Source organism: Achromobacter sp. CSND-B12 (genome assembly GCF_052906545.1).
The window spans coordinates 2,560,643-2,582,458 of the sequence record NZ_JBREGJ010000001.1; the positions used below are offsets into that span (position 1 = coordinate 2,560,643).

At 68.2% G+C, this 21,816-nt stretch carries 18 protein-coding genes; 13 read left to right on the forward strand and 5 right to left on the reverse strand.

Going from position 1 to position 21,816, the window contains the following annotated elements:
• Nucleotides 1-2 precede the first annotated feature (2 nt).
• The 3 genes from ACUTAG_RS11980 to ACUTAG_RS11990 form a co-directional block, all read right to left on the reverse strand.
• Nucleotides 3-770: a phytanoyl-CoA dioxygenase family protein gene (locus tag ACUTAG_RS11980; RefSeq protein ID WP_020926132.1), complete on the reverse strand. Its 768-nt coding sequence runs from the start codon at nucleotides 768-770 to the stop codon at nucleotides 3-5.
• Nucleotides 771-882: 112 nt separating this feature from the next.
• A complete protein-coding gene (locus ACUTAG_RS11985) occupies nucleotides 883-2,004 on the reverse strand; it encodes an AI-2E family transporter (protein WP_148317325.1) in 1,122 nt (373 codons plus the stop codon).
• A 178-nt stretch (nucleotides 2,005-2,182) separates the two neighbouring features.
• Nucleotides 2,183-3,247, reverse strand: a complete 1,065-nt coding sequence (locus tag ACUTAG_RS11990) for a LysR family transcriptional regulator (RefSeq protein WP_020926131.1) — start codon at nucleotides 3,245-3,247, stop codon at nucleotides 2,183-2,185.
• 395 nt (nucleotides 3,248-3,642) lie between these two features.
• On the opposite strand from ACUTAG_RS11990, the gene ACUTAG_RS11995 reads away from it, so the two are divergent.
• The 6 genes from ACUTAG_RS11995 to ACUTAG_RS12020 all read left to right on the forward strand — a co-directional run bounded on the left by ACUTAG_RS11995 (nucleotide 3,643) and on the right by ACUTAG_RS12020 (nucleotide 13,133).
• Nucleotides 3,643-4,833 carry an efflux RND transporter periplasmic adaptor subunit gene (locus ACUTAG_RS11995; protein WP_082402534.1) on the forward strand — a complete coding sequence of 397 codons (1,191 nt, stop codon included), beginning with the start codon at nucleotides 3,643-3,645 and terminating at the stop codon, nucleotides 4,831-4,833.
• A gap of 36 nt (nucleotides 4,834-4,869) precedes the next feature.
• On the forward strand, nucleotides 4,870-8,085 hold the full coding sequence (locus ACUTAG_RS12000) for an efflux RND transporter permease subunit (RefSeq protein WP_148317327.1): 3,216 nt from the start codon (nucleotides 4,870-4,872) through the stop codon (nucleotides 8,083-8,085).
• A 69-nt stretch (nucleotides 8,086-8,154) separates the two neighbouring features.
• Nucleotides 8,155-9,642: an efflux transporter outer membrane subunit gene (locus tag ACUTAG_RS12005; RefSeq protein WP_054518123.1), complete on the forward strand. Its 1,488-nt coding sequence runs from the start codon at nucleotides 8,155-8,157 to the stop codon at nucleotides 9,640-9,642.
• A 901-nt stretch (nucleotides 9,643-10,543) separates the two neighbouring features.
• Nucleotides 10,544-11,074: an RNA 2',3'-cyclic phosphodiesterase gene (gene thpR / locus ACUTAG_RS12010; RefSeq protein ID WP_148317329.1), complete on the forward strand. Its 531-nt coding sequence runs from the start codon at nucleotides 10,544-10,546 to the stop codon at nucleotides 11,072-11,074.
• 56 nt (nucleotides 11,075-11,130) lie between these two features.
• Nucleotides 11,131-11,691, forward strand: coding sequence for a 5'-3'-deoxyribonucleotidase (locus tag ACUTAG_RS12015; protein ID WP_006386234.1), 561 nt, complete (start codon nucleotides 11,131-11,133; stop codon nucleotides 11,689-11,691).
• A 104-nt stretch (nucleotides 11,692-11,795) separates the two neighbouring features.
• Complete coding sequence (locus tag ACUTAG_RS12020; RefSeq protein ID WP_006386233.1) at nucleotides 11,796-13,133, forward strand: NAD(P)H-dependent oxidoreductase; 1,338 nt, start codon at nucleotides 11,796-11,798, stop codon at nucleotides 13,131-13,133.
• Between the two features lie 59 nt (nucleotides 13,134-13,192).
• Here the strand turns inward: ACUTAG_RS12020 and ACUTAG_RS12025 are convergent, their stop codons facing one another.
• Complete coding sequence (locus tag ACUTAG_RS12025; protein ID WP_006386232.1) at nucleotides 13,193-13,945, reverse strand: FadR/GntR family transcriptional regulator; 753 nt, start codon at nucleotides 13,943-13,945, stop codon at nucleotides 13,193-13,195.
• 152 nt (nucleotides 13,946-14,097) lie between these two features.
• Nucleotides 14,098-14,835, reverse strand: a complete 738-nt coding sequence (locus ACUTAG_RS12030; protein ID WP_006386231.1) for an SDR family NAD(P)-dependent oxidoreductase — start codon at nucleotides 14,833-14,835, stop codon at nucleotides 14,098-14,100.
• A 238-nt stretch (nucleotides 14,836-15,073) separates the two neighbouring features.
• On the opposite strand from ACUTAG_RS12030, the gene ACUTAG_RS12035 reads away from it, so the two are divergent.
• The 7 genes from ACUTAG_RS12035 (at nucleotide 15,074) to ACUTAG_RS12065 (ending at nucleotide 21,805) form a co-directional block, all read left to right on the forward strand.
• Nucleotides 15,074-15,895 (forward strand): shikimate dehydrogenase family protein, encoded by an 822-nt coding sequence (locus tag ACUTAG_RS12035; RefSeq protein ID WP_148317331.1) that lies wholly within the window; start codon nucleotides 15,074-15,076, stop codon nucleotides 15,893-15,895.
• Between the two features lie 40 nt (nucleotides 15,896-15,935).
• Nucleotides 15,936-17,171 carry a branched-chain amino acid ABC transporter substrate-binding protein gene (locus tag ACUTAG_RS12040; RefSeq protein ID WP_020926123.1) on the forward strand — a complete coding sequence of 412 codons (1,236 nt, stop codon included), beginning with the start codon at nucleotides 15,936-15,938 and terminating at the stop codon, nucleotides 17,169-17,171.
• 137 nt (nucleotides 17,172-17,308) lie between these two features.
• Nucleotides 17,309-18,250, forward strand: coding sequence for a branched-chain amino acid ABC transporter permease (locus ACUTAG_RS12045; protein WP_006386228.1), 942 nt, complete (start codon nucleotides 17,309-17,311; stop codon nucleotides 18,248-18,250).
• Entirely contained in the window at nucleotides 18,247-19,521 is a 1,275-nt protein-coding gene (locus tag ACUTAG_RS12050; RefSeq protein ID WP_054515752.1) for a branched-chain amino acid ABC transporter permease, read from the forward strand. The genes ACUTAG_RS12045 and ACUTAG_RS12050 overlap by 4 nt, the downstream gene beginning before the upstream one ends.
• Entirely contained in the window at nucleotides 19,518-20,270 is a 753-nt protein-coding gene (locus ACUTAG_RS12055; protein WP_024070561.1) for an ABC transporter ATP-binding protein, read from the forward strand. Before ACUTAG_RS12050 ends, ACUTAG_RS12055 begins: the two co-directional genes overlap by 4 nt.
• Nucleotides 20,267-20,986: an ABC transporter ATP-binding protein gene (locus ACUTAG_RS12060; RefSeq protein ID WP_006386225.1), complete on the forward strand. Its 720-nt coding sequence runs from the start codon at nucleotides 20,267-20,269 to the stop codon at nucleotides 20,984-20,986. The genes ACUTAG_RS12055 and ACUTAG_RS12060 overlap by 4 nt, the downstream gene beginning before the upstream one ends.
• Nucleotides 20,987-21,016: 30 nt before the next feature.
• Complete coding sequence (locus ACUTAG_RS12065) at nucleotides 21,017-21,805, forward strand: SDR family NAD(P)-dependent oxidoreductase (RefSeq protein WP_024070562.1); 789 nt, start codon at nucleotides 21,017-21,019, stop codon at nucleotides 21,803-21,805.
• The last annotated feature ends 11 nt before the right edge of the window (nucleotides 21,806-21,816 follow it).

Below are 21,816 nucleotides of genomic sequence, written 5' to 3' on the forward strand. Positions count from 1 at the left end.
CGTCATGCGGCCAACGGCACGCCCGGCTGGCTGGCCGAGCGCGTGCCCGGCACCGGATGACAGGACTGCGGATGGTAGGTGTGCACCAGTGACAGCTTGACGCGGTCGCTGCGGTTGCCCTGCGCCGCGTGCAGCGTGCGGCAATGGAAGAACACCAGGTCGCCGGCGCGCAGCTCGGGACAGACGGCGCGCGCGATCCATGCGGCGTTCTCGGGCGAGTCATCGCGGAAGAATTTCTGCTCGTCGAACTGCGCCGGCTTGAACGCCGCCGCGTGCGAACCGGGAATGAACGACAGGCCGCCGTTGTCCCAGTTCTCGTCGCCCAACGCCAGCCAACAGGACATCAGGTCGGTATCGGAAAACGACCAATAGCGGATGTCCTGGTGCCAGCCGGTCAGGCTGCCATAGGCGGGATGCTTGGTCATCACGCAGTTGTGGTGCACCGTGGACAGCACCGGCGTCTCGCCGAAATAGCGCGCCAGCGATTGGCCGATGCGCGCGTTGGTGGCCCATTGCGCGAACAAGGGATCGCGCCCATAGGCGCTGAGCAGGCGCCGCACCGTCAGGCCGCCTTCGGCGTTGCGCGACTCGGGCGCGCCGGGATAGCGCAGGTCCGCCTCGTATTCGATGGGCGCCACGTGCTCGCGCAGATGGCGCTCGGCCAGCGCGCGCAGCGCCGCCACCTCGGCCGGGTCGGCGAACTGGCGCGCGACCACGAAACCCTGCTCGCGCAGGACCGCTAACTCATCTTCTTGCAACGACGCGGACATGATGAACCTGCCAACCCCTCAGACCCCGCGGCGTAAGCTGCAAAGCGTCTGCGCACAGGGCAGGCGCGTGCCGGGCGAGGCGCCGGCGAGCGCGGGGAGAGCTAGATTACACCTAAATACGCGGACCGGCCGCTGGCGTCTGGTCGGGCGGGGCCGCGGCCCCGAGGCGGGCGGTGTCACGCTCGGCTTCCTCGTGGTGCACCCACTCGCGCCACACGGCCACCAGCAGCGCCATCAGCACCGGGCCGACGAACAGCCCGACGATGCCCATGGTCTTCACGCCCCCCACCAGGCCGAAGAAGGTCGGCAGGAACGGCAGCTTGACCGGCCCGCCCACCAGGCGCGGACGCAGCGTCTTGTCGACGATGAACAGTTCGACGCTGCCCCACACCATCAACGCGATGCCCGCCACCACATGGCCGGAACCGACCAGGTACAGCGACACCAGCGTGAACGACAGCGGCGCGCCGCCGGGAATCAACGCCATGAAGCCGGTGACCACGCCCAGCAGCACCGGCGACGGCACGCCGGCGACCCAGTAGGCGATGCCCAGCACCACGCCCTCGCCCAATGCGATCAGGCCCATGCCGGTGACGGTGGAATTGATGGTGGCCGGCACCACGCGCGAAAAACGCTGCCAGCGCGCCGGCAGGATGCGTTCGCCCAGCACGTCCAGTTGCGCCACCATGCGCATGCCGTCCTTGTAGACGAAGAACAGCGTGATCAGCATGAACAGCACCGTCAGCAGCAACTGGAACACGTTGCCGGTGGCGGCCAGCACCATGCGGTAGATATTGCCCAGGTGTTCGCCGCTGACGGCCTCGACCAGCGCGCCCAGCGCATGCGGCTGGCCGATATAGGCCTGCCAGTATTCGGAGAGCCGGTCGCCCACCACGGGCATCGAGGTGATCCAGTTGGGGACCGCGACGCCATGGCGATTGGCGGCGATGGCCCAGGCGAAGAAGGTGCTGGCCTCCTTGATGGCGTACGACAGCGCCAGCGACAGCGGCACGATCAGCACCACGATCACCACCAGCAGGGCCAGCGACGCCGCCAGCGCGGTGCGGCCGCCGCAGCGCGCGACCAGCCGCTGGTACAGGGGCCAGCTGGCCAGGCCGATGATCAGCGCGGCCAGCGCCGGCACCAGGAAGCCGCTGAGGAAATACACCCCCGCCAACAAAACGAGCAGCAAAAGCCAACGGGCGATCAGGTAAGCGGGGAGTACAGGCTGCATAGAGCGGATCGACAGTGAATGCGTTGAGGCTTTGACTGTCGGACTATACAGACGTTTCGGGAAATACGAGGGACGCAAGCCCTGTATTTACTACGGGGTTTCCCGGTGTTCCGGGATTTTGCCGGCAAATTGCGGGCGTGGCGGACCCGCGGGCCCGCCACCTCGGACACGGCCTGCCTTACAGCGCGTATTCGGCGGCCTCTTCGCGCGCGGTACGGCGGCGCGGCATGGGGTCGTTGGCAGCGGCCACGCCGGCCACGGCCATCTGCTTGGCCTGGCTGATCTGGCGCTGCTGGAACACGCCGCAGCTGGCGGCGGCCGGATCGGTCTCGTCGCGGCCGCTGAGCAGCGGGCAGCTGGCGAACAGTTCCGCCGCCCAGTCGGCGAAGGCGCGCACCTTGGGCGACAGCTGGCGGCTTTGCGGATACAGCACCGAGATCGCGGTGGCGCTGGGCTTCCATTGCGGCAGCACCTCGATCAGCTCGCCCGACTGCAGGTAGGGCAGCGCCATGTAGCGCGGCGTCTGGATCAGGCCGAAACCCTTCAGCCCGCAATCCAGGTAGGCGCCGGCCTCGTTCACCGCCACGGTGCCGCGCATGTCCACTTCCTGGTGCTTGCCGTCGATCTTGAAGTCCCAGGCGCAGTTGCGGCCGGTGCGGCTGGAGAAATAATGCACGGCGTGGTGGTTGCGCAGTTCCTCGATGGTCTGCGGCATGCCATGGCGCGCGACGTAGGTCGGCGAGGCGCAGGTCACGGTCTGCAGGGTGCCGATGCGGCGCGCCACCAGGCTGGAATCTTCCAGGTCGCCAGCGCGGATGACGCAGTCGACCGCCTCCTGCACCATATCGACGGGACGGTCGCCCATGCCCAGCACCAGCTCGACATCGGGGTACTTGTCGTGGAAATCACACAATGAGGGAATCAGGATCAGCCGGCCGATACAGGTCGGCACATCGATGCGCAGCCGGCCCTTCAGGCGCAGCGCCGCTTCCTGGAAACAGGCCTCGGTTTCCTCGACGTCGGCCAGGATGCGCACGCAGTGCTGGTAGTAGCCGGCGCCGTCGGGCGTCAGGCCGATGCGGCGCGTGGTGCGGTTGAGCAGGCGCACGCCCAGCAGGCGTTCGAGATTCTGGATGATGGTGGTGACGGTGGTGCGCGGAAGCGAGAGGCTGTCGGCCGCCCGGGTGAAACTATTGGCGTCCACGACGCGCACAAACACCTGCATAGCCTGAAAACGGTCCATGGCGACGGTGTCCTTTAAGGGCAATTTGGTCGGGGTGTACGGAGCATAACCCGAATTCGTCCGAGATTAGACAAATCTGTCGAACAGTGTTGCCGAGATAGACGTGTTTATCCACGCCGGCAAAACACTCAGAATGCAAAGCATCTTGAAGTGCCCGTGCCGCCCGGCGCCATCCCAGGGCCTGTCAATCCTCAGATTCCGATCCCGGTATAACCCGTCCCCCAAAAAGGCGGGTTCCACCAGGGAAACGTAACCGCGTTGCATGTTGCACCGCAATATGACATCGGTGTTTCAGGACTGACAGACCCGCCGCGATGCCCGCCCCGCCGCCAACCCGCCCCCGTCGCGGTCACGGCAAGCGCGCTTCACCCCGACATCACCCATCAAGGAACATCATGGTTTCGCGTAATCGTATTGCTGTGCTCGTCGTCTTCGCGGCCGTCATCGCGGCCGGCGGGGGCTATGCCCTGTTTCGCGCCCCCGCGGGCGCCAACGCGGCCCAGGCGCAAGGCGCGCCCGCCGCGCCCCCTGTCGAGGTGGCCGAAGTGGTCAGCAAGACCATCGTCGACTGGCAGCGCTACTCCGGCCGGCTGGAAGCCATCGACCGCGTGGACATCCGTCCGCTGGTGTCCGGCACCCTGACCGCCGTGCACTTCCAGGACGGCAGCATCGTCAAGAAGGGCGACGTGCTGTTCACCATCGACCCGCGCCCCTACGCGGCCGAGGTGGACCGCGCCGCCGCCGCCCTGACCGCCGCCAAGGCCCGCGCCTCGTACACGGCCACCGAACTGGCCCGCGGCCAGCGCCTGCTGGCCGACAACGCCATCGCCCGCCGCGACTTCGAGGAAAAGCAGAACGCCGCGCGTGAAGCCGCGGCCAATCTGCAGGGCGCGCAGGCCGCGCTGGACTATGCCAAGCTCAACCTGGGCTACACCCGCATCGAAGCGCCGGTCGCCGGCCGCGTGTCGCGCGCGGAAGTCACGGTGGGCAACGTGGTCGCCGCCGGCGCCGCCTCGGTGCCGCTGACCACGCTGGTGTCGGTCTCCAAGATGTACGCCTCGTTCGACGTCGACGAGCAGACCTTCCTGAAGTACGTGAACCCCGCCCGCAACGGCAAGGCCGGCTCGGTGCCGGTCGAACTGGGCCTGGCCAACGAGGATGGCTACTCGCGCACCGGCTTCGTGCAATCGGTGGACAACCGCCTGGACGCCACGTCCGGCACCATCCGCGTGCGCGCCGAGTTCGACAACGCCGACGGCACCCTGCTGCCCGGCCTGTACGCCCGCATCCGCCTGGGCGGCAGCGAGCCGCGCAGCGCCGTGCTGATCGACGAGAAGGCCATCGGCACCGACCAGGACAAGCGCTACGTGCTGGTGCTGGACGACAAGAATCACGCCAACTACCGCCAGGTGAAGCTGGGCGCCAACCAGGAAGGCCTGCGGGTCGTGGACTCCGGCCTGGCCGCCGGCGAACGCATCGTGGTCAATGGCTTGCAGCGCGTGCGCCCTGGCGACGCCGTGAGCCCCACCGTGGTGCCCATGGTCGCGGCGCAACGCAACCCGGTCAAGACCGCGGCCGCCAACTAAGCCGCCGGTGAACCGCAAAGCAGAACGAGAACGTTCATGAATATCTCGAAATTCTTCATCGACCGGCCGATCTTCGCCGGGGTGTTGTCCGTGCTGGTGTTGCTGGGCGGCCTGCTGGCCATGTTCCAGCTGCCGATCTCGGAGTACCCGGAAGTGGTGCCGCCCTCGGTGGTGGTGCGCGCGCAGTACCCGGGCGCCAACCCCAAGGTCATCGCCGAAACCGTCGCCTCGCCGCTGGAGGAATCCATCAACGGCGTGGAAAACATGCTGTACATGCAATCGCAGGCCAACAGCGACGGCAACCTGACGCTGACGGTCAACTTCAAGCTGGGCGTGGACCCGGACAAGGCCCAGCAGCTGGTGCAGAACCGCGTGTCGCAGGCGTTGCCGCGCCTGCCGCCGGACGTGCAGCGGCTGGGCGTCACGACCACCAAGAGCTCGCCCACCCTGACGCTGGTGGTGCACCTGATCTCGCCCAACGACCGCTACGACATCACCTACCTGCGCAACTACGCGATCCTGAACATCAAGGACCGCCTGGCGCGCATCACCGGCGTGGGTGAAGTGACGGTGTGGGGCGCGGGCAACTACTCGATGCGCGTGTGGCTCGACCCGCAGAAGGTGGCGCAGCGCGGCATGACGGCCGCCGAAGTGGTCGCCGCCATCCGCGAGCAGAACGTGCAGGTCGCCGCCGGCGTGATCGGCGCGTCCCCGACCCTGGGCGACGTGCCGCTGCAGCTGAACGTGAATGCGCGCGGCCGCCTGCAGACCGAAGAGGAATTCCGCGACATCATCCTCAAGACCTCGCCCGATGGCGCCGTGACGCACCTGTCGGACGTGGCCCGCGTGGAACTGGATGCCCAGGAATACGGCCTGCGTTCGCTGCTGGACAACAAGCAGGCGGTGGGCATGGGCATCATGCAATCGCCGGGCGCCAACGCGCTGGACGTGTCCTCGCAGGTGCGCGCCGCCATGGCCGAGCTGGCCCAGGACTTCCCGCCGGGCGTGGAATACCGCATCGAATACGACCCGACCCAGTTCGTGCGCTCCAGTATCGAGGCCGTGGTGCACACGCTGCTGGAAGCCATCGCGCTGGTGGTGCTGGTGGTGATCCTGTTCCTGCAGACCTGGCGCGCGTCCATCATCCCGCTGCTGGCGGTGCCGGTGTCCATCGTGGGTACGTTCGGCCTGCTGCTGATGTTCGGCTATTCCATCAACGCCCTGTCGTTGTTCGGGATGGTGCTGGCCATCGGGATCGTGGTCGACGACGCGATCGTGGTGGTGGAGAACGTCGAGCGCAACATCGCCGCGGGCCTGAGCCCGCGTGACGCGACCTATCGCGCCATGCGCGAGGTGAGCGGCCCCATCATCGCCATCGCCCTGACGCTGTGCGCGGTGTTCGTGCCGCTGGCGTTCATGACCGGCCTGACCGGCCAGTTCTACAAGCAGTTCGCCATGACCATCGCCATCTCGACGGTGATCTCGGCGTTCAACTCGCTGACCCTGTCGCCGGCCCTGTCGGCCCTGCTGCTCAAGAGCCACCACGACAAGCCGGATTGGCTGACCCGGGGCATGAACCGCGTGTTCGGCCGCTTCTTCAACTGGTTCAACAACATGTTCGGCCGCGCCTCGGAAAGCTACGGCGTGGGCGTGTCCGGCGTGATCCGCCGCAAGGCCGGCGCCATGGGCGTCTATGCGGTGCTGGTGGCCGCCACCATCGGCGTGTCGTACCTGGTGCCGGGCGGCTTCGTGCCGGCGCAGGACAAGCAGTACCTGATCGGCTTCACCCAGCTGCCCAACGGCGCTTCGCTGGACCGCACTGACGCCGTGATCCGCCGCATGAGCGACATCGCCCTGAAGGAACCCGGCGTGCAGAGCGCCATCGCCTTCCCGGGCCTGTCCATCAACGGCTTCACCAACAGTTCCAGCGCCGGCATCGTGTTCGTGATGCTCAAACCCTTCGACGAGCGCAAGGGCGCCGCGCTGTCGGGCAACGCCATCGCGGCTTCGCTCAACCAGAAGTTCGCGGCCATCCAGGACTCGTTCATCGCCGTGTTCCCGCCCCCGCCCGTGATGGGCCTGGGCACGCTGGGCGGTTTCAAGTTCCAGATCGAGGACCGCGGCGCCGCCGGCTACGCCGAACTGGACAGGGCCAAGTCCGCGTTCCTGGCCAAGGCGCGCCAGGCGCCCGAGCTCGGCCCCGCGTTCTCCAGCTACGAGATCAACGTGCCGCAGCTGGACGTGGACCTGGACCGCGTCAAGGCCAAGCAGCTGGGCGTGCCGGTGACGGAAGTCTTCGACACCATGCAGATCTACCTGGGCTCGATGTACGTCAACGACTTCAACCGGTTCGGCCGCGTGTTCCAGGTGCGGGCGCAGGCGGACGCGCAGTACCGCGCGCATGCCGATGACATCCTGCAGCTCAAGACCCGCAATGCCGCCGGCGACATGGTGCCGCTGTCGTCGCTGGTGACCGTCAAGCAGACCTTCGGCCCCGAAATGGTGGTGCGCTACAACGGCTACACCGCCGCCGACATCAACGGCGGACCGGCGCCGGGCTACTCGTCCGACCAGGCCCAGGCCGCGGCCGAGCGCGTGGCCGCCGAAACCCTGCCGCGCGGCATGAAGCTGGAATGGACCGACCTGACCTACCAGCAGATCCTGGCGGGCAACGCCGGCCTGTGGGTGTTCCCGATCAGCGTGCTGCTGGTGTTCCTGGTGCTGGCCGCGTTGTACGAAAGCCTGACCCTGCCGCTGGCCGTGATCCTGATCGTGCCGATGAGCATCCTGGCCGCGCTGACCGGCGTGTATCTGACGGGCAATGACAACAACATCTTCACCCAGATCGGCCTGATGGTGCTGGTGGGGCTGTCGGCCAAGAACGCGATCCTGATCGTGGAATTCGCCCGCGAGCTCGAAATGAACGGCCGCACGCCGCTGGAAGCCGCGATCGAGGCCAGCCGCCTGCGCCTGCGTCCGATCCTGATGACGTCGATCGCCTTCATCATGGGTGTGGTGCCGCTGGTGCTGTCGTCCGGCGCCGGTTCGGAAATGCGCCACGCCATGGGTGTCGCGGTGTTCTTCGGCATGCTCGGCGTGACCCTGTTCGGCCTGTTCCTGACGCCGGTGTTCTACGTGCTGCTGCGTTCGATGGGCGGCAAGAAATTGCACTCGGCCGCGCCGCACGAGGCGCCGGTGTGCATGCCGCACATCGACCCGAACGCGCCGCCCGCCACGCAGCACAACGCCTGATCCGGCCTGGAAAAAAATAGCCAGCGCGCCCCGTCCCGCACGGCGGGGCGCGCGCCCAAGAGAATCGTCATGAAGACCAATAGACTGATCCGCGGTTCCGCCCTGCTTGCCGTCCTGCTCGTGCTGGCCGGCTGCGCGGTGGGCCCGACCTACGAACGGCCCGCGGCCGCCACGCCGGCGGCCTACAAGGAAGCCGCGCTGCCCGCCGCCGAAGCCGGCACCTGGAAACCGGCGCAGCCGTCCGAGGAAGCGCTGCGCGGCGAATGGTGGAAAGTGTTCGGCGACGAAGGCCTGAACCAGCTGCAGGAAGAGGCGCACAAAGCCAACCAGAACCTGCAGGCCGCCGCCGCCCGCCTGACCCAGGCGCGCGCGCTGCAACGCGAGGCCCGCGCCGGTTTCTTCCCCAGCCTGGACGCCGCCTTCGGCCCCAATCGCCAGCGCCCCTCGGCCGTATCGCAAGGCCTGCCCGACGGCACGTCGACGCGGCCGGTGACCACCTGGCGCGCGCAAGGCACGGTGTCGTACGAGGCCGACCTGTTCGGCCGCGTCGCCTCCACCGCCGACGCCGCCACCGCCGACGCGCAGCAGAGCGAAGCGCTGTACCGCTCGGTGCTGCTGGCGCTGCAGGCCGACGTCGCCACCACCTATTTCCTGGTGCGCGAACAGGATGCCGAAGCCGCGCTGTACCGCCAGACGGTGCAACTGCGCACCGAGACCCTGCAGCTGATCCAGCGCCGCTACGACGCGGGCGACATCAGCGAGCTGGACCTGGCGCGCGCCAAGGCCGAACTGGCCTCGGCGCAATCCGAGGCGCTGGGCATCGACCGCCGCCGCGCCGCCGGCGAACACGCGCTGGCCGTGCTGCTGGGCCGCGCGCCGTCGGAATTCTCGATGCCGCCCAAGCCGATCGAAAAGGTGGCGCTGTCGATTCCGGCCGGCCTGCCGTCGACGCTGCTGGAACGCCGTCCCGACATCGCCGCCGCCGAACGCGCCATGGCCGCCGCCAACGCCCGCGTGGGCGCCGCCAAGTCGGCGTTCTTCCCGCGCCTGGACATCACGGGCGCCTTCGGCTACGAATCGTCGGAACTGGGCAACCTGTTCCAATGGTCGAGCCGCACGTTCCTGCTGGGTCCGCTGGTCGGCGCCGCGCTGTCGATGCCGATCTTCGACGGCGGCCGCCGCCAGGCCGGCCTGGACCGCGCCCGCGCGGTCTACGAGGAAGACGTGGCGGTCTACCGCCAGACGGTGCTGAACGCGTTCCGCGAAGTCGAGGACAACCTGGCCAACCTGCGCATCCTGTCCGACCAGACGCGCGCACAGGACGCCGCGGTGGAAGCCTCGGCCCGCGCCGCGAAGCTGTCGCACACGCAATACCGCGAAGGCTCGATCAGCTATCTGGACGTGATCGAAGCTGATCGCAGTGTGCTGCTGCAGCAACGGGTGGCGGTGCAGTTGAGCGGTGAGCAGGCGCGGTCTGCGGTGGATCTGATTCGGGCGATCGGCGGCGGATGGGGGAATCCGGTGCCTGGGGCGGAGGCTGTGGCGGCTAATCGTTAGTTGTTCATTGCTCGAGCATTGCGTTAGCTGCTGTTGGCGATGATGAGTCGGTCTTCGTAGGTCGCCCCTCGGGCGGGCGGACCCGATGGCGGGCGCCCACGATTGCGGTCCGGAGCGTTCGCTCCGGACTTCCCCATCCTCATCCTCGTCCTCGCCTTCGGCGACTCCTTCGGATTCCGTCGGGCGCATCGAGGTTGCCCGCCATCGGGTCCGCCCGCCCGAGGGGCTGCGAGCGTCTAGGCTTGTCGCGCTGTTAGACCTGTGTGCGGGGAAGGGAATCTACAGGGCTGCCCATCGCGGCCGCGCGGGCGGCCACGATGGGCGTCTGTGCATTTGAGCGTGCTGCGGGTGCGCTGCGCGCTGGCGGTGGGCGGTTTTCTAATGGTTCCGCACGTCAGGGGGGGAGGGCGGTGGTGGTCGGCGCGGCATCAGACATGTTGCGCGGGACGACCTCTCGCGCCGACCACAAACAGGCGTGGTGCCAGAAGACTTTCAATAGCAAACATTCCGCCGCGCCCACACGCGAGAGCGCCATCACCCCGACGCAAGACGCAGCGCAAGCCGCAAAAGGCCGCCCGCGCGGCCGGCTTGCGGCGGGCCCCGCAAGACCCTCCCTCCATCCCCGATGTGCGCCAAAACGCCAAGCACACCACCCGTCCCAACGCCCGAGGCTAAGCCTCATCGCGAGCGCGTGGCGGGGTCGGTGGGGGATGGCGGGGCGTGTAGATGCGCCCGGCGGAAACCGTAGGGAGCCGAAGGCGTACGAGGTTGAGCCCGGGGCTGTCCGGAGCGAACGCTCCGGACAGCAATCGTAGCCCCGCCATCCCCCACCGACCCCGACACGCGCGCCTCAAGAACCCACAGCCCCTCGCGACACCTAACAACCCCTACAATCTCCGCCATGTCGCCCATCCGCCTCTTCTACGCCCTCTGGCCCGACACCCCCCTGGCCAACACGCTGTCCACCTGGGCCACTCAAGCCCAACCGCACAGCCGCGGCCGCGCCATGCGCACGGAAACCCTGCACATGACGCTGGCCTTCCTGGGCTCCGTGGAAAAGGAAATCGCCGACGAACTCATCGACGCCACCCCCTGCCACCGCCTGCAGCCCGGCACTGTCGTCCTCGACCGCTACGGCGTCTTCGCCCGCCCACGCATCCTCTGGGCCGGCCCCGCGCAGACTCCGGATTCGCTCCAGGCCAGCCATGACGGCCTGTGGCTGTGGCTGTCAGCCTTCGGCTTCGTGCCGCCCGCCCAGCCGTTCCGCCCCCACGTCACGCTGCTGCGCAACATCGAGCGCAACGACCCACCCGCCGACGCCCCCCCGCCCCTGACCTGGCACTACGACCGCATGGTGCTGGTGGCATCCGAATCCACCGACGGCGGCAGCCGCTACCGCGTCGTCGCCCGCTCGAAACCGCAACCGGGCTGAGGCCACTCGCCGGCGCTCTGGCACAATCGAGCGCGTCGCAACGACTTAGGATCTTTATGATCATCCTGCTCGACCAAGACGGCGTGCTGGCCGACTTCGAACACGCCTTCATCGATGCCTGGCGCGCGCGCCATCCCGACATCGCGCCGGTGGCGTTCGAGGACCGCAAATCCTTCTATATCCGCGAAGACTACGCGCCCGAGCTGCGCGGCATGGCCGAGGCCATCTACACCGCGCCCGGGTTCATCCGCAACCTGCCGCCGGTGCCGGGGGCGCTGGAGGCCGTGAAGGAACTGCTGGCGCTGGGCATGGACGTGCGCATCTGCACCTCGCCCCTGTCGCAGTTCGAGAACTGCGTCGCCGAGAAATACCTGTGGGTCGAGAAACACCTGGGCCGCGAGGCCACCAACCGGCTGATCCTGACCAAGGACAAGACCCTGGTGCACGGCAACCTGCTGATCGACGACAAGCCCCTGATCCAGGGCGCGGTCAAGCCGCGCTGGAAGCACGTCCTGTTCGACGCGCCCTACAACCGCGGCGTCGCCGACCGCCCCCGGATCACCTGGAGCAACTGGCGCAACGTGCTGGCCGGCGAGCTGTATACGGCCGACGAATGACGCCTGGATGACATCCTGACGGCCGGGTGGCCGGCCCTGTTCAGCGGCCGGGGTTGAGGCTATTCTGTGGTGCTGTATCCCCACACCCTGGAGGAGCCTGCACCATGAATCTGCACCGCCTGCTCAAGCAGCGAGAAGCCGACCACAAGCCCTTGCGCGTAGCGCTGCTGGGCGCCGGAAAGTTCGGCGCGATGTTCATGAGCCAGGCCCCGCGCACGCCCGGCATGCGGCTGGTGGCCGTGGCCGATCTGACCCCGGATCGCGCCCGCGCCGCGCTCACCCGGGTCGGCTGGCCGGCCACGGCGCTCAACGCCGCCAGCACCGGCGACGCCCTCAAGCAAGGCAAGGTCTATTTCACCGACGATCCCCACGCGGTCATCGCCAGTCCGGACGTCGACATCGTCATCGACGCCACCGGCCAGGCGGCCGCCGGCATTGGCCACGTGCTGGCCTGCTGCGAGCACGGCAAGCACATCATCATGGTCAACGTCGAGGCCGACGCGCTGGCGGGACCCTTGCTGGCGCGGCGCGCGCGCGAAGCCGGCATCGTCTATTCGCTGGCCTATGGCGACCAGCCGGCGCTGATCTGCGAAATGGTGGACTGGGCCCGCGCCAGCGGCTTCGAGGTGATGGCGGCCGGCAAGGGCACCAAGTACCTGCCCGAATTCCATACTTCCACGCCCGACACCGTCTGGCCCTACTACGGCTTCACCGCCGAGATGGTGGCGGCCGGCGACTTCAACGCGCAGATGTTCAACAGCTTCCTGGACGGCACCAAGAGCGCCATCGAGATGGCCGCGGTCTCCAACGCCACCGGGCTGCTGCCCTCGCCCTCGGGCCTGCACTTTCCGCCCTGCGGCGTGGACGACCTGGCGCGCGTGCTGCGGCCGCGCGAGGATGGCGGCATCCTGCATCATCGCGGCCAGGTGGAAGTGATCTCGTCGCTCGAACGCGACGGCCGGCCGGTGTTCCGCGACCTGCGCTGGGGCGTGTACGTGACGCTGGCGGCCGACAGCGACTACGTGCGTCGCTGCTTCAAGGAATACGGCCTGGTCACCGATCCCAGCGGCAACTACACCGCCATGTACAAGCCGTATCACCTGATCGGGCTGGAACTGGGCATCAGCGTGGCCAGCGTCGGCTTGCGGCGCGAGCCTACCGGCGCGCCGGCCGGCTGGCATGGCGATGTAGTGGCCACGGCCAAGCGCGACCTGCAGGCCGGGCAGTTGCTGGACGGCGAAGGCGGCTACACCGTGTATGGCCGGCTGATGCCGGCGCGCGATTCGGTCGACGAGGGCTACCTGCCGCTGGGCCTGTCGCACCAGGTCAAGCTCAAGCACGCGGTGCGGCAGTCGCAGGCGATCCGCTGGAGCGACGTGGAATACGACGATCGTTCGGCCGCCGTGCAGTTCCGCCGCGAAATGGAACAGACCTTCGCCTGAACGCGGCGCCTCGCCATGCCGCCCCCGGCCCCGCGTGAATCGGGGCGGGCCGGCGACCGTCAGACCGGCGGCGAACGTTCCGCCTGGAACAGCCGCAGGCGGTCGGCGGCATTGCGCAGGTGCTGCTCGGCGGCCTTGCCGGCGGCATCGGAATCCCCGCCCTCGATGGCCGCGAAGATCGCCTGGTGTTCGCTCTGCACCGCCGCCATGCGCTCGGCGTACATGCGCGCCGTGTTGTTGCGCGCGCTGCGGATGACGCGCCGCACATTCGCTTCCAGATAGTCGTTCAGCGCCACCAGGTGCGGATTGTGCGTGGCCTGCACGATGGCCTGGTGGAACTGGTAGTCCTCTTCGTCGCCCAGCTTGTCGTTGATGAGCGCGTACTCCATGCCCACCAGCGCCTGGCGCATCTTCTTCAGGTCGGGTTCGGTGCGGCGTTGCGCCGCGTAGCGCGCGGCGGTCACTTCGATCGACAGCATCAGCTCCAGGATGTGTTCCAGGTCCTGGTTGTCGCCCGGCGTGGGCGCGGCGATGCGGAAGGCGTTGCGCTGGAAGTTCGGATCGACGAACACGCCGCTGCCTTGCTGCGAGGTGATCAAGCCTTCGGATTTCAGGCGCGCCAGCGCCTCGCGCACCACGGCGCGGCTGACCGAGTAGATCTCGGTCAATTGCTTCTCGGTGGGCAGGCGGTCGCCGGGCGCCAGCGTGCCCTGGCGGATCTGCTCGGCCAGCGCGTCGGCCACGCCCGCCGAAAGCGAATGCCTGGGCGCGGCGCGCTGCGGGTCGGAGTCCTGTGCTTGAGTGGGCTGCATGTGGAATCGTTAAAACGTGAAGGCGGCTCGCGGCGGGGAAGCCCCTGGGGCGCGCCGGCCCGTGGTTATAGGAATTCTCGACGTTTCACTGCGGCGGCGCCCTTGAAAATTATAGGATTTTGCCGGAATCAAGGGCGCGGCCGCTTCAGACTTTACGCGATATAGATGCCGCCGTTCACCTGCATCACCTCGCCCGTCACGAAACCGGCCAGCGGCGAGCACAGGAAAGCAATCGCGCCGGCGATTTCCTCGGCCGTGCCGAAGCGCCGCAACGGCGTGCTTTCCAGCAACTGCGCGCCCTTCTGGCCGATCAGGTCGTGCGTCATGGAGGTGGCGATGATCCCGGGCGCCACCGCGTTCACGCGGATCTGCGGCGCCAGCTCCAGCGCCAGGCTGCGGGTGAAGCTCTGCACCGCGCCCTTGGAGGCCGAATAGGCCGCGTGCGCGTAGCTGCCGCGCTGCGCCGCCAGCGACGTCAGCAGCACGATCGAGCCGTTCTGGCGCAGGTGACGCTGGGCCGCGCGGCACACGTAGAAGGTGCCGTCCAGGTTCACGCCCATCAGCTTCTTCCAGGCCTCGTCGCTGGTGTCCTTGACCAGTTGCTCCGGGTAGATGCCGGCGCAATGCACCAGGTGGTCGAGGCCGCCGAAGTGGTGCGCGGCGCGTTCCAGCACGCGGTCGCAATCGTGCGAGGCGGCCACGTCCAGCGCGTGCACGAACACCCGCTGGCCGCTGGCGTCCAGCTCGGCGGCCACCTCGTCCAGGCGCGCCTTGTCGATGTCGGTGAGCACCAGCCGGGCGCCATGGGCGGCCATCAGCCGCGCGGTCGCCAGACCGATGCCATTGCCCGCGCCGGTGATGGCCACTACCTGTCCTTCGAACGAAATCATGCTGTCTCCAAAGCGCTTTTTCGACGGCAAGCGCCCGCTCCCGGGGTGCCGCCGACGGTTCGATTGAACCGCCAAATGCATCGCTTGACACGGGAAAAACGCTTGCCCTATGATTTATCGGACAACTTAATAAAGTTGCCTGACAACTTGTGTTGAAAGCGTAAAGCAACTGGCGATTTCAGGCAAGCAGGTCGGAAAAACACGGCCAACGGCCGCATGACAGGCAGGGGACAACCAGGTGGAAATCACCGGCAGCACAACCGTATTCGCGATCGCGGCCGACCCGATCGCGCACGTCAAGACGCCCCAGCGGCTCAACGCCCTGCTGCGCGAACGCGGCATCGACGCCGTCATGGTGCCGTTCCACGTGGCCGCCGCCGGCCTGCCCGGCCTGTTCGCGGGCCTGCGCGGCCTGGCCAACCTGGGCGGGCTGGTGGTCACCGTGCCCCACAAGGAAAGCGCCGCCACGCTGTGCGACGCCCTCACCCCCGCCGCCGAACTGATCGGCGCCGTCAATGCGGTGCGGCTGCGCGACGGCTGCCTGACCGGCGGCAACTTCGACGGCCTGGGCTTCGTCGCCGGCCTGCGCGGCCAGGGCCATGAGCCTGCCGGCCGCCACGTCTACCTGGCGGGCCTGGGCGGCGCCGGCAAGGCCATCGCCTGCGCCATTGCCGAGGCCGGCCCGGCCAGCCTGCGCCTGTACAACCGTTCGCCCGGCAAGGCCGAGGCGTTCGCCGCGCGCCTGGCGCGCCACTATCCCGGCCTGGCCATCGGTGTGGCCGGCCCGCGTCCCGAAACCTGTGACATCGCCATCAACGCGACCACCCTCGGCCTGGACGACAACGATCCCCTGCCCTTCCAGCTGGACGCCCTGGCGCCCGGCGCGGTGGTGGCCGACGCCGTCATGAGCCGCGTCGACACGCCGCTGCTGCGCGCCGCGGCCGCGCGCGGCTGCCGCACCCATCCCGGCCTCTACATGCTGGAAGGACAACTCACCGAAATTGCCCGCTTCCTGGGCATAGAAAAGCCGCAGCAGGAACTGCTGAACGCGCTTGCTTGATTCACGGACCTACCACTCCCGTTCCACGGAGGAGACACGCATGAAATTGGCTTTCACCACCGGCCTGCTGTGCCTGGCCGGCATCGCCGCATCGGCCCAGGCCGCGCCCGTCAAGATCGGCCTGATCGAAACGCTGTCCGGCCCGCAGGCCTCGACCGGCCTGATGTTCCGCGCCGCGGTCAAGTACCAGCTGGACCGCATCAACGCCGCCGGCGGCTGGAACGGCCAGCCGCTGGAACTGGTCGAGTTCGACAACCAGGGCGGCCCCGTGGGCGCCTCCGACCGTTTCCGCGCCGCCGCCGCCGAAGGCGTGCAGATCCTGGTGCAGGGTTCGTCGTCGGCCATCTCCGGCCAGCTCACCGAGGACGTGCGCAAGCACAACCTGCGCAACCCGGGCAAGGAAGTCGTGTTCCTGAACGTGGGCGGCGAAGCGCTGGAACTGACCGGCCAGAAGTGCCACTTCTACCACTTCCGCTTCACCACCAACGCCGACCTGCGCGTCAAGGCGCTGGCCTCGGTCATGTCGGCCGACGGCACGCTGGGCAAGCGCGTCTACGCCATCAACCAGAACTACTCCTGGGGCCAGGACATGGAAGGCGCCACCGAGCGCTTCGCCAAGCAGTACGGCTACGAGGTGGTCGGCAAGACGCTACACGAAGTCAACAAGATCCAGGACTTCGCGCCCTACGTGGCCCGCATCCGCTCGGCCAATCCCGACACCGTCATCACCGGCAACTGGTCCAACGACCTGCTGTTGCTGATGAAGGCCACGCAGTCGGCCGGCCTGAAGGTGCGCTTTGCCACCGTGTTCCTGGACCAGGTCGGCAACCTCGCCAACGCCGGCGACGTGGCGCTGGGCCATTACATCGCCCATCCCTACAACATCGAGGCCGCGGGCGAGGAAGGCGCCAAGTTCGCCGAGGACTACAAGGCCAAGACCGGCCACTACCCCAGCTACACCGAGCCGCAGACCGTCATCGGCATCACCTTCCTGGGCGAGGCGCTCAAGACGGTCAAGCCCAAGGACGGCAAGCTGTCGGTGCCGGACCTGGCGCGCGCGCTGGAGAAGGTCACCTACACCTCGCCGCTGGGCACCTACACCATGCGCGCCGAAGACCACCAGGTGCAGCTGCCGATGGTGGTGTCCAAGGTGGGCAAGAACGCCAAGTACAAGGCCGACGGCACCGACATGGGCTTCGAGCCGGTCAAGGTGCTGTCCGCCGCGGACGTGTCCGCGCCGGTGCAGGCCACTTGCAAGATGGTTCGCCCGGACTGATGACGCGATGGCCGCGGACGGCATGCCGTCCGCGGCCACTCGCCGATAAAGCGCTCGCCGGCGCGGGGCCGGGACACAACAGAGCGTGATGGATCGCCAGGCGCCCGGCGCCTGCGCGCAAGGATTTTGGAGCGGACATGGAATACTTTACCGTCTCGCTGTTGAACGGCGTGATTTACGGCCTGCTGCTATTCATGGTGTCGGCAGGCCTGACACTGATCTTCGGAATGATGGGCGTGCTCAACTTCGCGCACGCCTCGTTCTACATGATAGGCGCGTACGCCGCCTATACCCTGACGCCCGTCACCGGGTTCTGGACCGCGCTGGTGCTGGCCACCGTCATCGCCGGCGTGCTCGGCATGGGCGTGGAGCGCTTCTTCCTGCGCCGCGTGCACAAGTTCGGCCACGCGCAGGAGCTGCTGGTGACCTTCGGCCTGGCGTTCATCGTCGCCGAGCTCATCAAGCTGTTCTACGGCGACTTCCCGGTCGACTACCGCGTGCCGCAGTTCCTGAACTTCGCGGCCTTCCGCGTGTTCGACGCCGACTATCCGTTCTACCGCCTGCTGATGGGCGGCGTGTCGCTGGCGATGTTCGCGGTGATCTACCTGCTGCTGTCGCGCACCCGCGTCGGCATCGTGGTGCGCTCGGCCATCTACCGGCCGCGCATGGCCGAGGCGCTGGGCCACAACGTGCCGCTGGTGTTCATGAGCGTGTTCGGCGTGGGCGCGGCGATGGCCGGCCTGGCGGGCGCGGTCGCGGGCGCGTTCTACACCACCAATCCGAACATGGCGCTGGAACTGGGCGTGCTGGTGTTCGTGGTGGTGGTCGTGGGCGGCCTGGGCTCGCTTGAAGGCGCCATGATCGCCTCGCTGCTGATCGGGCTGATCAGCTCGTTCTCGGTCGGCATCGACGCCAGCCTGGCGACCCTGTTCGGCCTGTTCGGCGCCGGCGAGTGGGCCGAAAGCGTGGGCGGCCTGATGACGGTGAAGATCTCCAGCCTGGCCGCGACGCTGCCGTTCCTGCTGATGTTGGTGGTGCTGCTGGTCAAGCCCTCGGGCCTGAAAGGAGAACAGGCATGAGCCAGAACTCGTCTCGCCGGGCCACCGCCGGCCTGCTGCTGATCGTCTGCGTGGCCGCGCTGTGCGCGCTGCCGTGGCTGCTGCCCGCCGGCCAGCTGGTCGCGGCGGTGCAGATGCTGATCGCGGCGCTGTTCGCCTGCGCCTTCAACCTGCTGGCCGGCCAGGGCGGCATGCTGTCCTTCGGCCACGCGGCCTACTTCGGCGTCGGCACCTTCGCCACCATCCACGCCATGAACGCGCTGGGCGGCGCGGGCCTGTTGCCGACGCCGCTGATGCCGCTGGCGGGCGGCGTGGCCGGCTTGCTGTTCGGCCTGGTCGCGGGCTGGTTCGCCACCATGCGCGCCGGCGTGTACTTTTCGATGATCACGCTGGCGCTGGCCGAACTGCTGCATGCGCTGGCGCCGCACCTGAAAGGCGTGTTCGGCGGGGAAGCCGGGCTGTCCGCCATGCGCATGCCGGCCTGGGGCTTCACCTTCGGCTCGGACGTCGAGGTGTACTTCCTGGTGCTGGCCTGGGTGCTGGTGTCGCTGGCCGCGCTGTATGGCCTGACCCGCACGCCGCTGGGCCGCCTGACGCTGGGCCTGCGCGAAAACGCCAACCGCCTGCGCTACCTGGGCTACCGGCCGCACACGCTCAAGACCATGGTGTTCGCGTTGTCGGCCATGTTCGCCGGCATCGCCGGCGGCCTGCAAGCGCTGAACATCGAGGCCGGCAACTACGTGCTGTTCGAGGTCAAGCTGTCGACCGACGCGGTGCTGTTCGCCTACATCGGCGGCGTCAACGCCTTCCTGGGACCGGTGCTGGGCGCGTCGATCCTGACCTTCCTGTCGCAGACGCTGGCCGACATCACCCGTTCCTGGCTGCTGTACCAGGGCATCCTGTTCGTGCTGGTGATGCTGTTCGTGCCGGACGGCCTGGTCGGCCTGGTGCAGCGCGCCGCCAGGTCGCTGCGCCAGCGCGGGCTGGCCGACTGGCTGCCGCGCGCCGCGGTGTCCGTCGCCGGCGGCCTGCTGCTGACCGGCGCCACGGTGTTCACGGTGGAAATGCTGCAACGCATGTTCGCGCGCGACTACCGCTCGCTGCTGGCGATGAACCCCGATGCCGGCTGGCCCGCCATTTCCCTGTTCGGCCACGACTGGGCGCCGCTGGCGCTGTCGACCTGGCTGCTGCCGCTGGCGCTGTTCGCAGGCGGCCTCCTGGCCTGCCGCTGGGCGCTGGCCCTGTGGCGCGGCGAGGCCGAGGCCGCGCCCGTGCTGGAGACCGCAAAATGAGCCACGAGATCCTGACCCTGACCGACGTGCGCAAGTCCTTCGGCGACGCGCAGATCATCCGCGGCGTCAACCTGCAGGTGCGGGCCGGCGAACGCCACGCCGTCATCGGCCCCAACGGCGCCGGCAAGTCCACGCTGTTCCACCTGATGTCCGGCTCGTTCGCGCCGACCTCGGGCGACATCAGCCTGCGCTCGCGACCCATCGGCGGCCTGCCGCCCGAGCGCATCAACCGCCTCGGCCTGGCGCGTTCGTTCCAGATCACCAACGTGTTCCCGCGCCTGTCGGTGCGCGAAAACCTGCGGCTGGCGGTGCTGCGCATGCACGGCCTGGTCTACAACTTCTGGCGCCCCATCGCGCGCCACCGCGCCGTCAACGAGAACGTCGACCAGCTGCTGGAGAAAGTGCGCCTGGCCGCCAAGCAGCACACCGCGGCGGGCGACCTGAACTACTCCGAGCAGCGTTCGCTGGAAATCGGCATGACGCTGGCCTCGCGGCCCAAAGTGATCCTGCTGGACGAGCCGATGGCCGGCATGTCTCAGCACGAGGTCGACTACACCGTCGAACTCATCAAGGACGTAACGCGCGACTGCACCCTGCTGATCGTGGAGCACGACATGCAGGTGGTGTTCTCGCTGGCCGACCGCATCAGCGTGCTGGTGTACGGCGAGATCCTGGCCACCGGCACGCCCGCCGAGATCCGCGGCGACGCCCGCGTGCGCGAAGCCTACCTGGGAGAGGAAACGGTATGAGCATGCAATCCCCCCTGCTGGCCCTGCAAGGCGTGCACGCGCACTACGGCAAGAGCCACATCCTGCACGGCATCGACCTGACGGTGGGCCGCGGCGAAGTGGTCAGCCTGCTGGGCCGCAACGGCGCCGGCCGCTCCACCACCATGAAGAGCATCATGGGGCTGGTGGACGTGACGGGCGGCCGCATTGCCATCGAAGGCCGCGACATCACCAACAAGCGCCCCTTCGAGATCGCTCGCGCCGGCCTGGGTTTCGTGCCGGAAGAACGCGAGGTGTTCGCCAACCTGACGGTGGACGAGAACCTGCGCATGGGCGAACAGCCCGTCCGGCCCGACGCGCCGGCCTGGACCATCGAGCAAATGTTCGGCTACTTCCCGCGCCTGAAGGAACGCCGCAATACCCGCGCCGGCAACCTGTCCGGCGGCGAACAGCAGATGCTGACCATGTGCCGTTCGCTCCTGGGCAATCCCAAGGTCATGCTGATCGACGAACCCACCGAGGGCCTGGCGCCCAAGATCGTGGAAGTGATCGCCGACGTGATCCGCGACATCCACCAGCGCGGCGTGTCGGTGGTGCTGGTCGAGCAGAAGCTGACCATCGCGCTGAAGGTCTCCACGCGGGTGAGCGTGATGGGCCATGGCCGCATCGTTTTCGAAGGACCGCCCGCGCAGCTGCATGAGCGCCAGGACGTGGTCCAGGAATGGCTGGCGGTCTGACCGCCGTAACGCATCTGTAGAGGCAAGCACTTGGACAATACCCCTGAAGTACGCCACGCCGACCTGCGCGGCAAGAACGTGGTGATCACCGGCGGCGCCAAAGGCATCGGCTACGCCACGGCCGAGGCGTTCGTGCGCCAGGGCGCGCGGGTGGCGCTGCTGGACATGGACCCGGTCGCGCTGGATGCGGCCGTGGCCGGGCTGCGCGCGGCCGGCGGCGAAGCGCTGGCCGCGCAGGCCTCGGTCACCGACGCCGACGCGGTCGAGCGCGCCTTCGCCCAGGTCGAACAGGCCTGGAGCGGCATCGACGTGCTGGTCAACAACGCCGGCATCTCGGCCAACAAGCCGTCGCTGGACGTCACGCCCGAGGAATGGCGCCGCGCGGTCGACATCAACCTGACCGGCGTGTTCCTGTGCGCCCAGGCCGCCGGCCGCCGCATGGTGCCCAAGGGCGAGGGCTGCATCATCAACCTGGCCTCCATGTATGGCGTGGTGGCGGCGCCCGACCGCGCCGCCTACTGCGCCACCAAGGGCGCGGTGGTACTGCTGACCGAGACCCTGGCGGTGGAATGGGGCCCGGCGGGCGTGCGCGTGAACGCGCTGGCGCCCGGCTACGTCGAGACCGACCTGGTGCGCGACCTGGCCGCGCGCGGCCGCCTCGACCCCGAACGCCTCAAGCAGCGCACGCCGCTGCGGCGCCTGGCGCAACCGGCCGAAATGGCCGACCTGGCGGTGTTTCTGGCGTCCAGCCAGGCCGCCTACATCACCGGACACACCCTGGTGGCCGATGGCGGCTGGAGCCGCTACAGCTACCTCTGACGCATCGACGC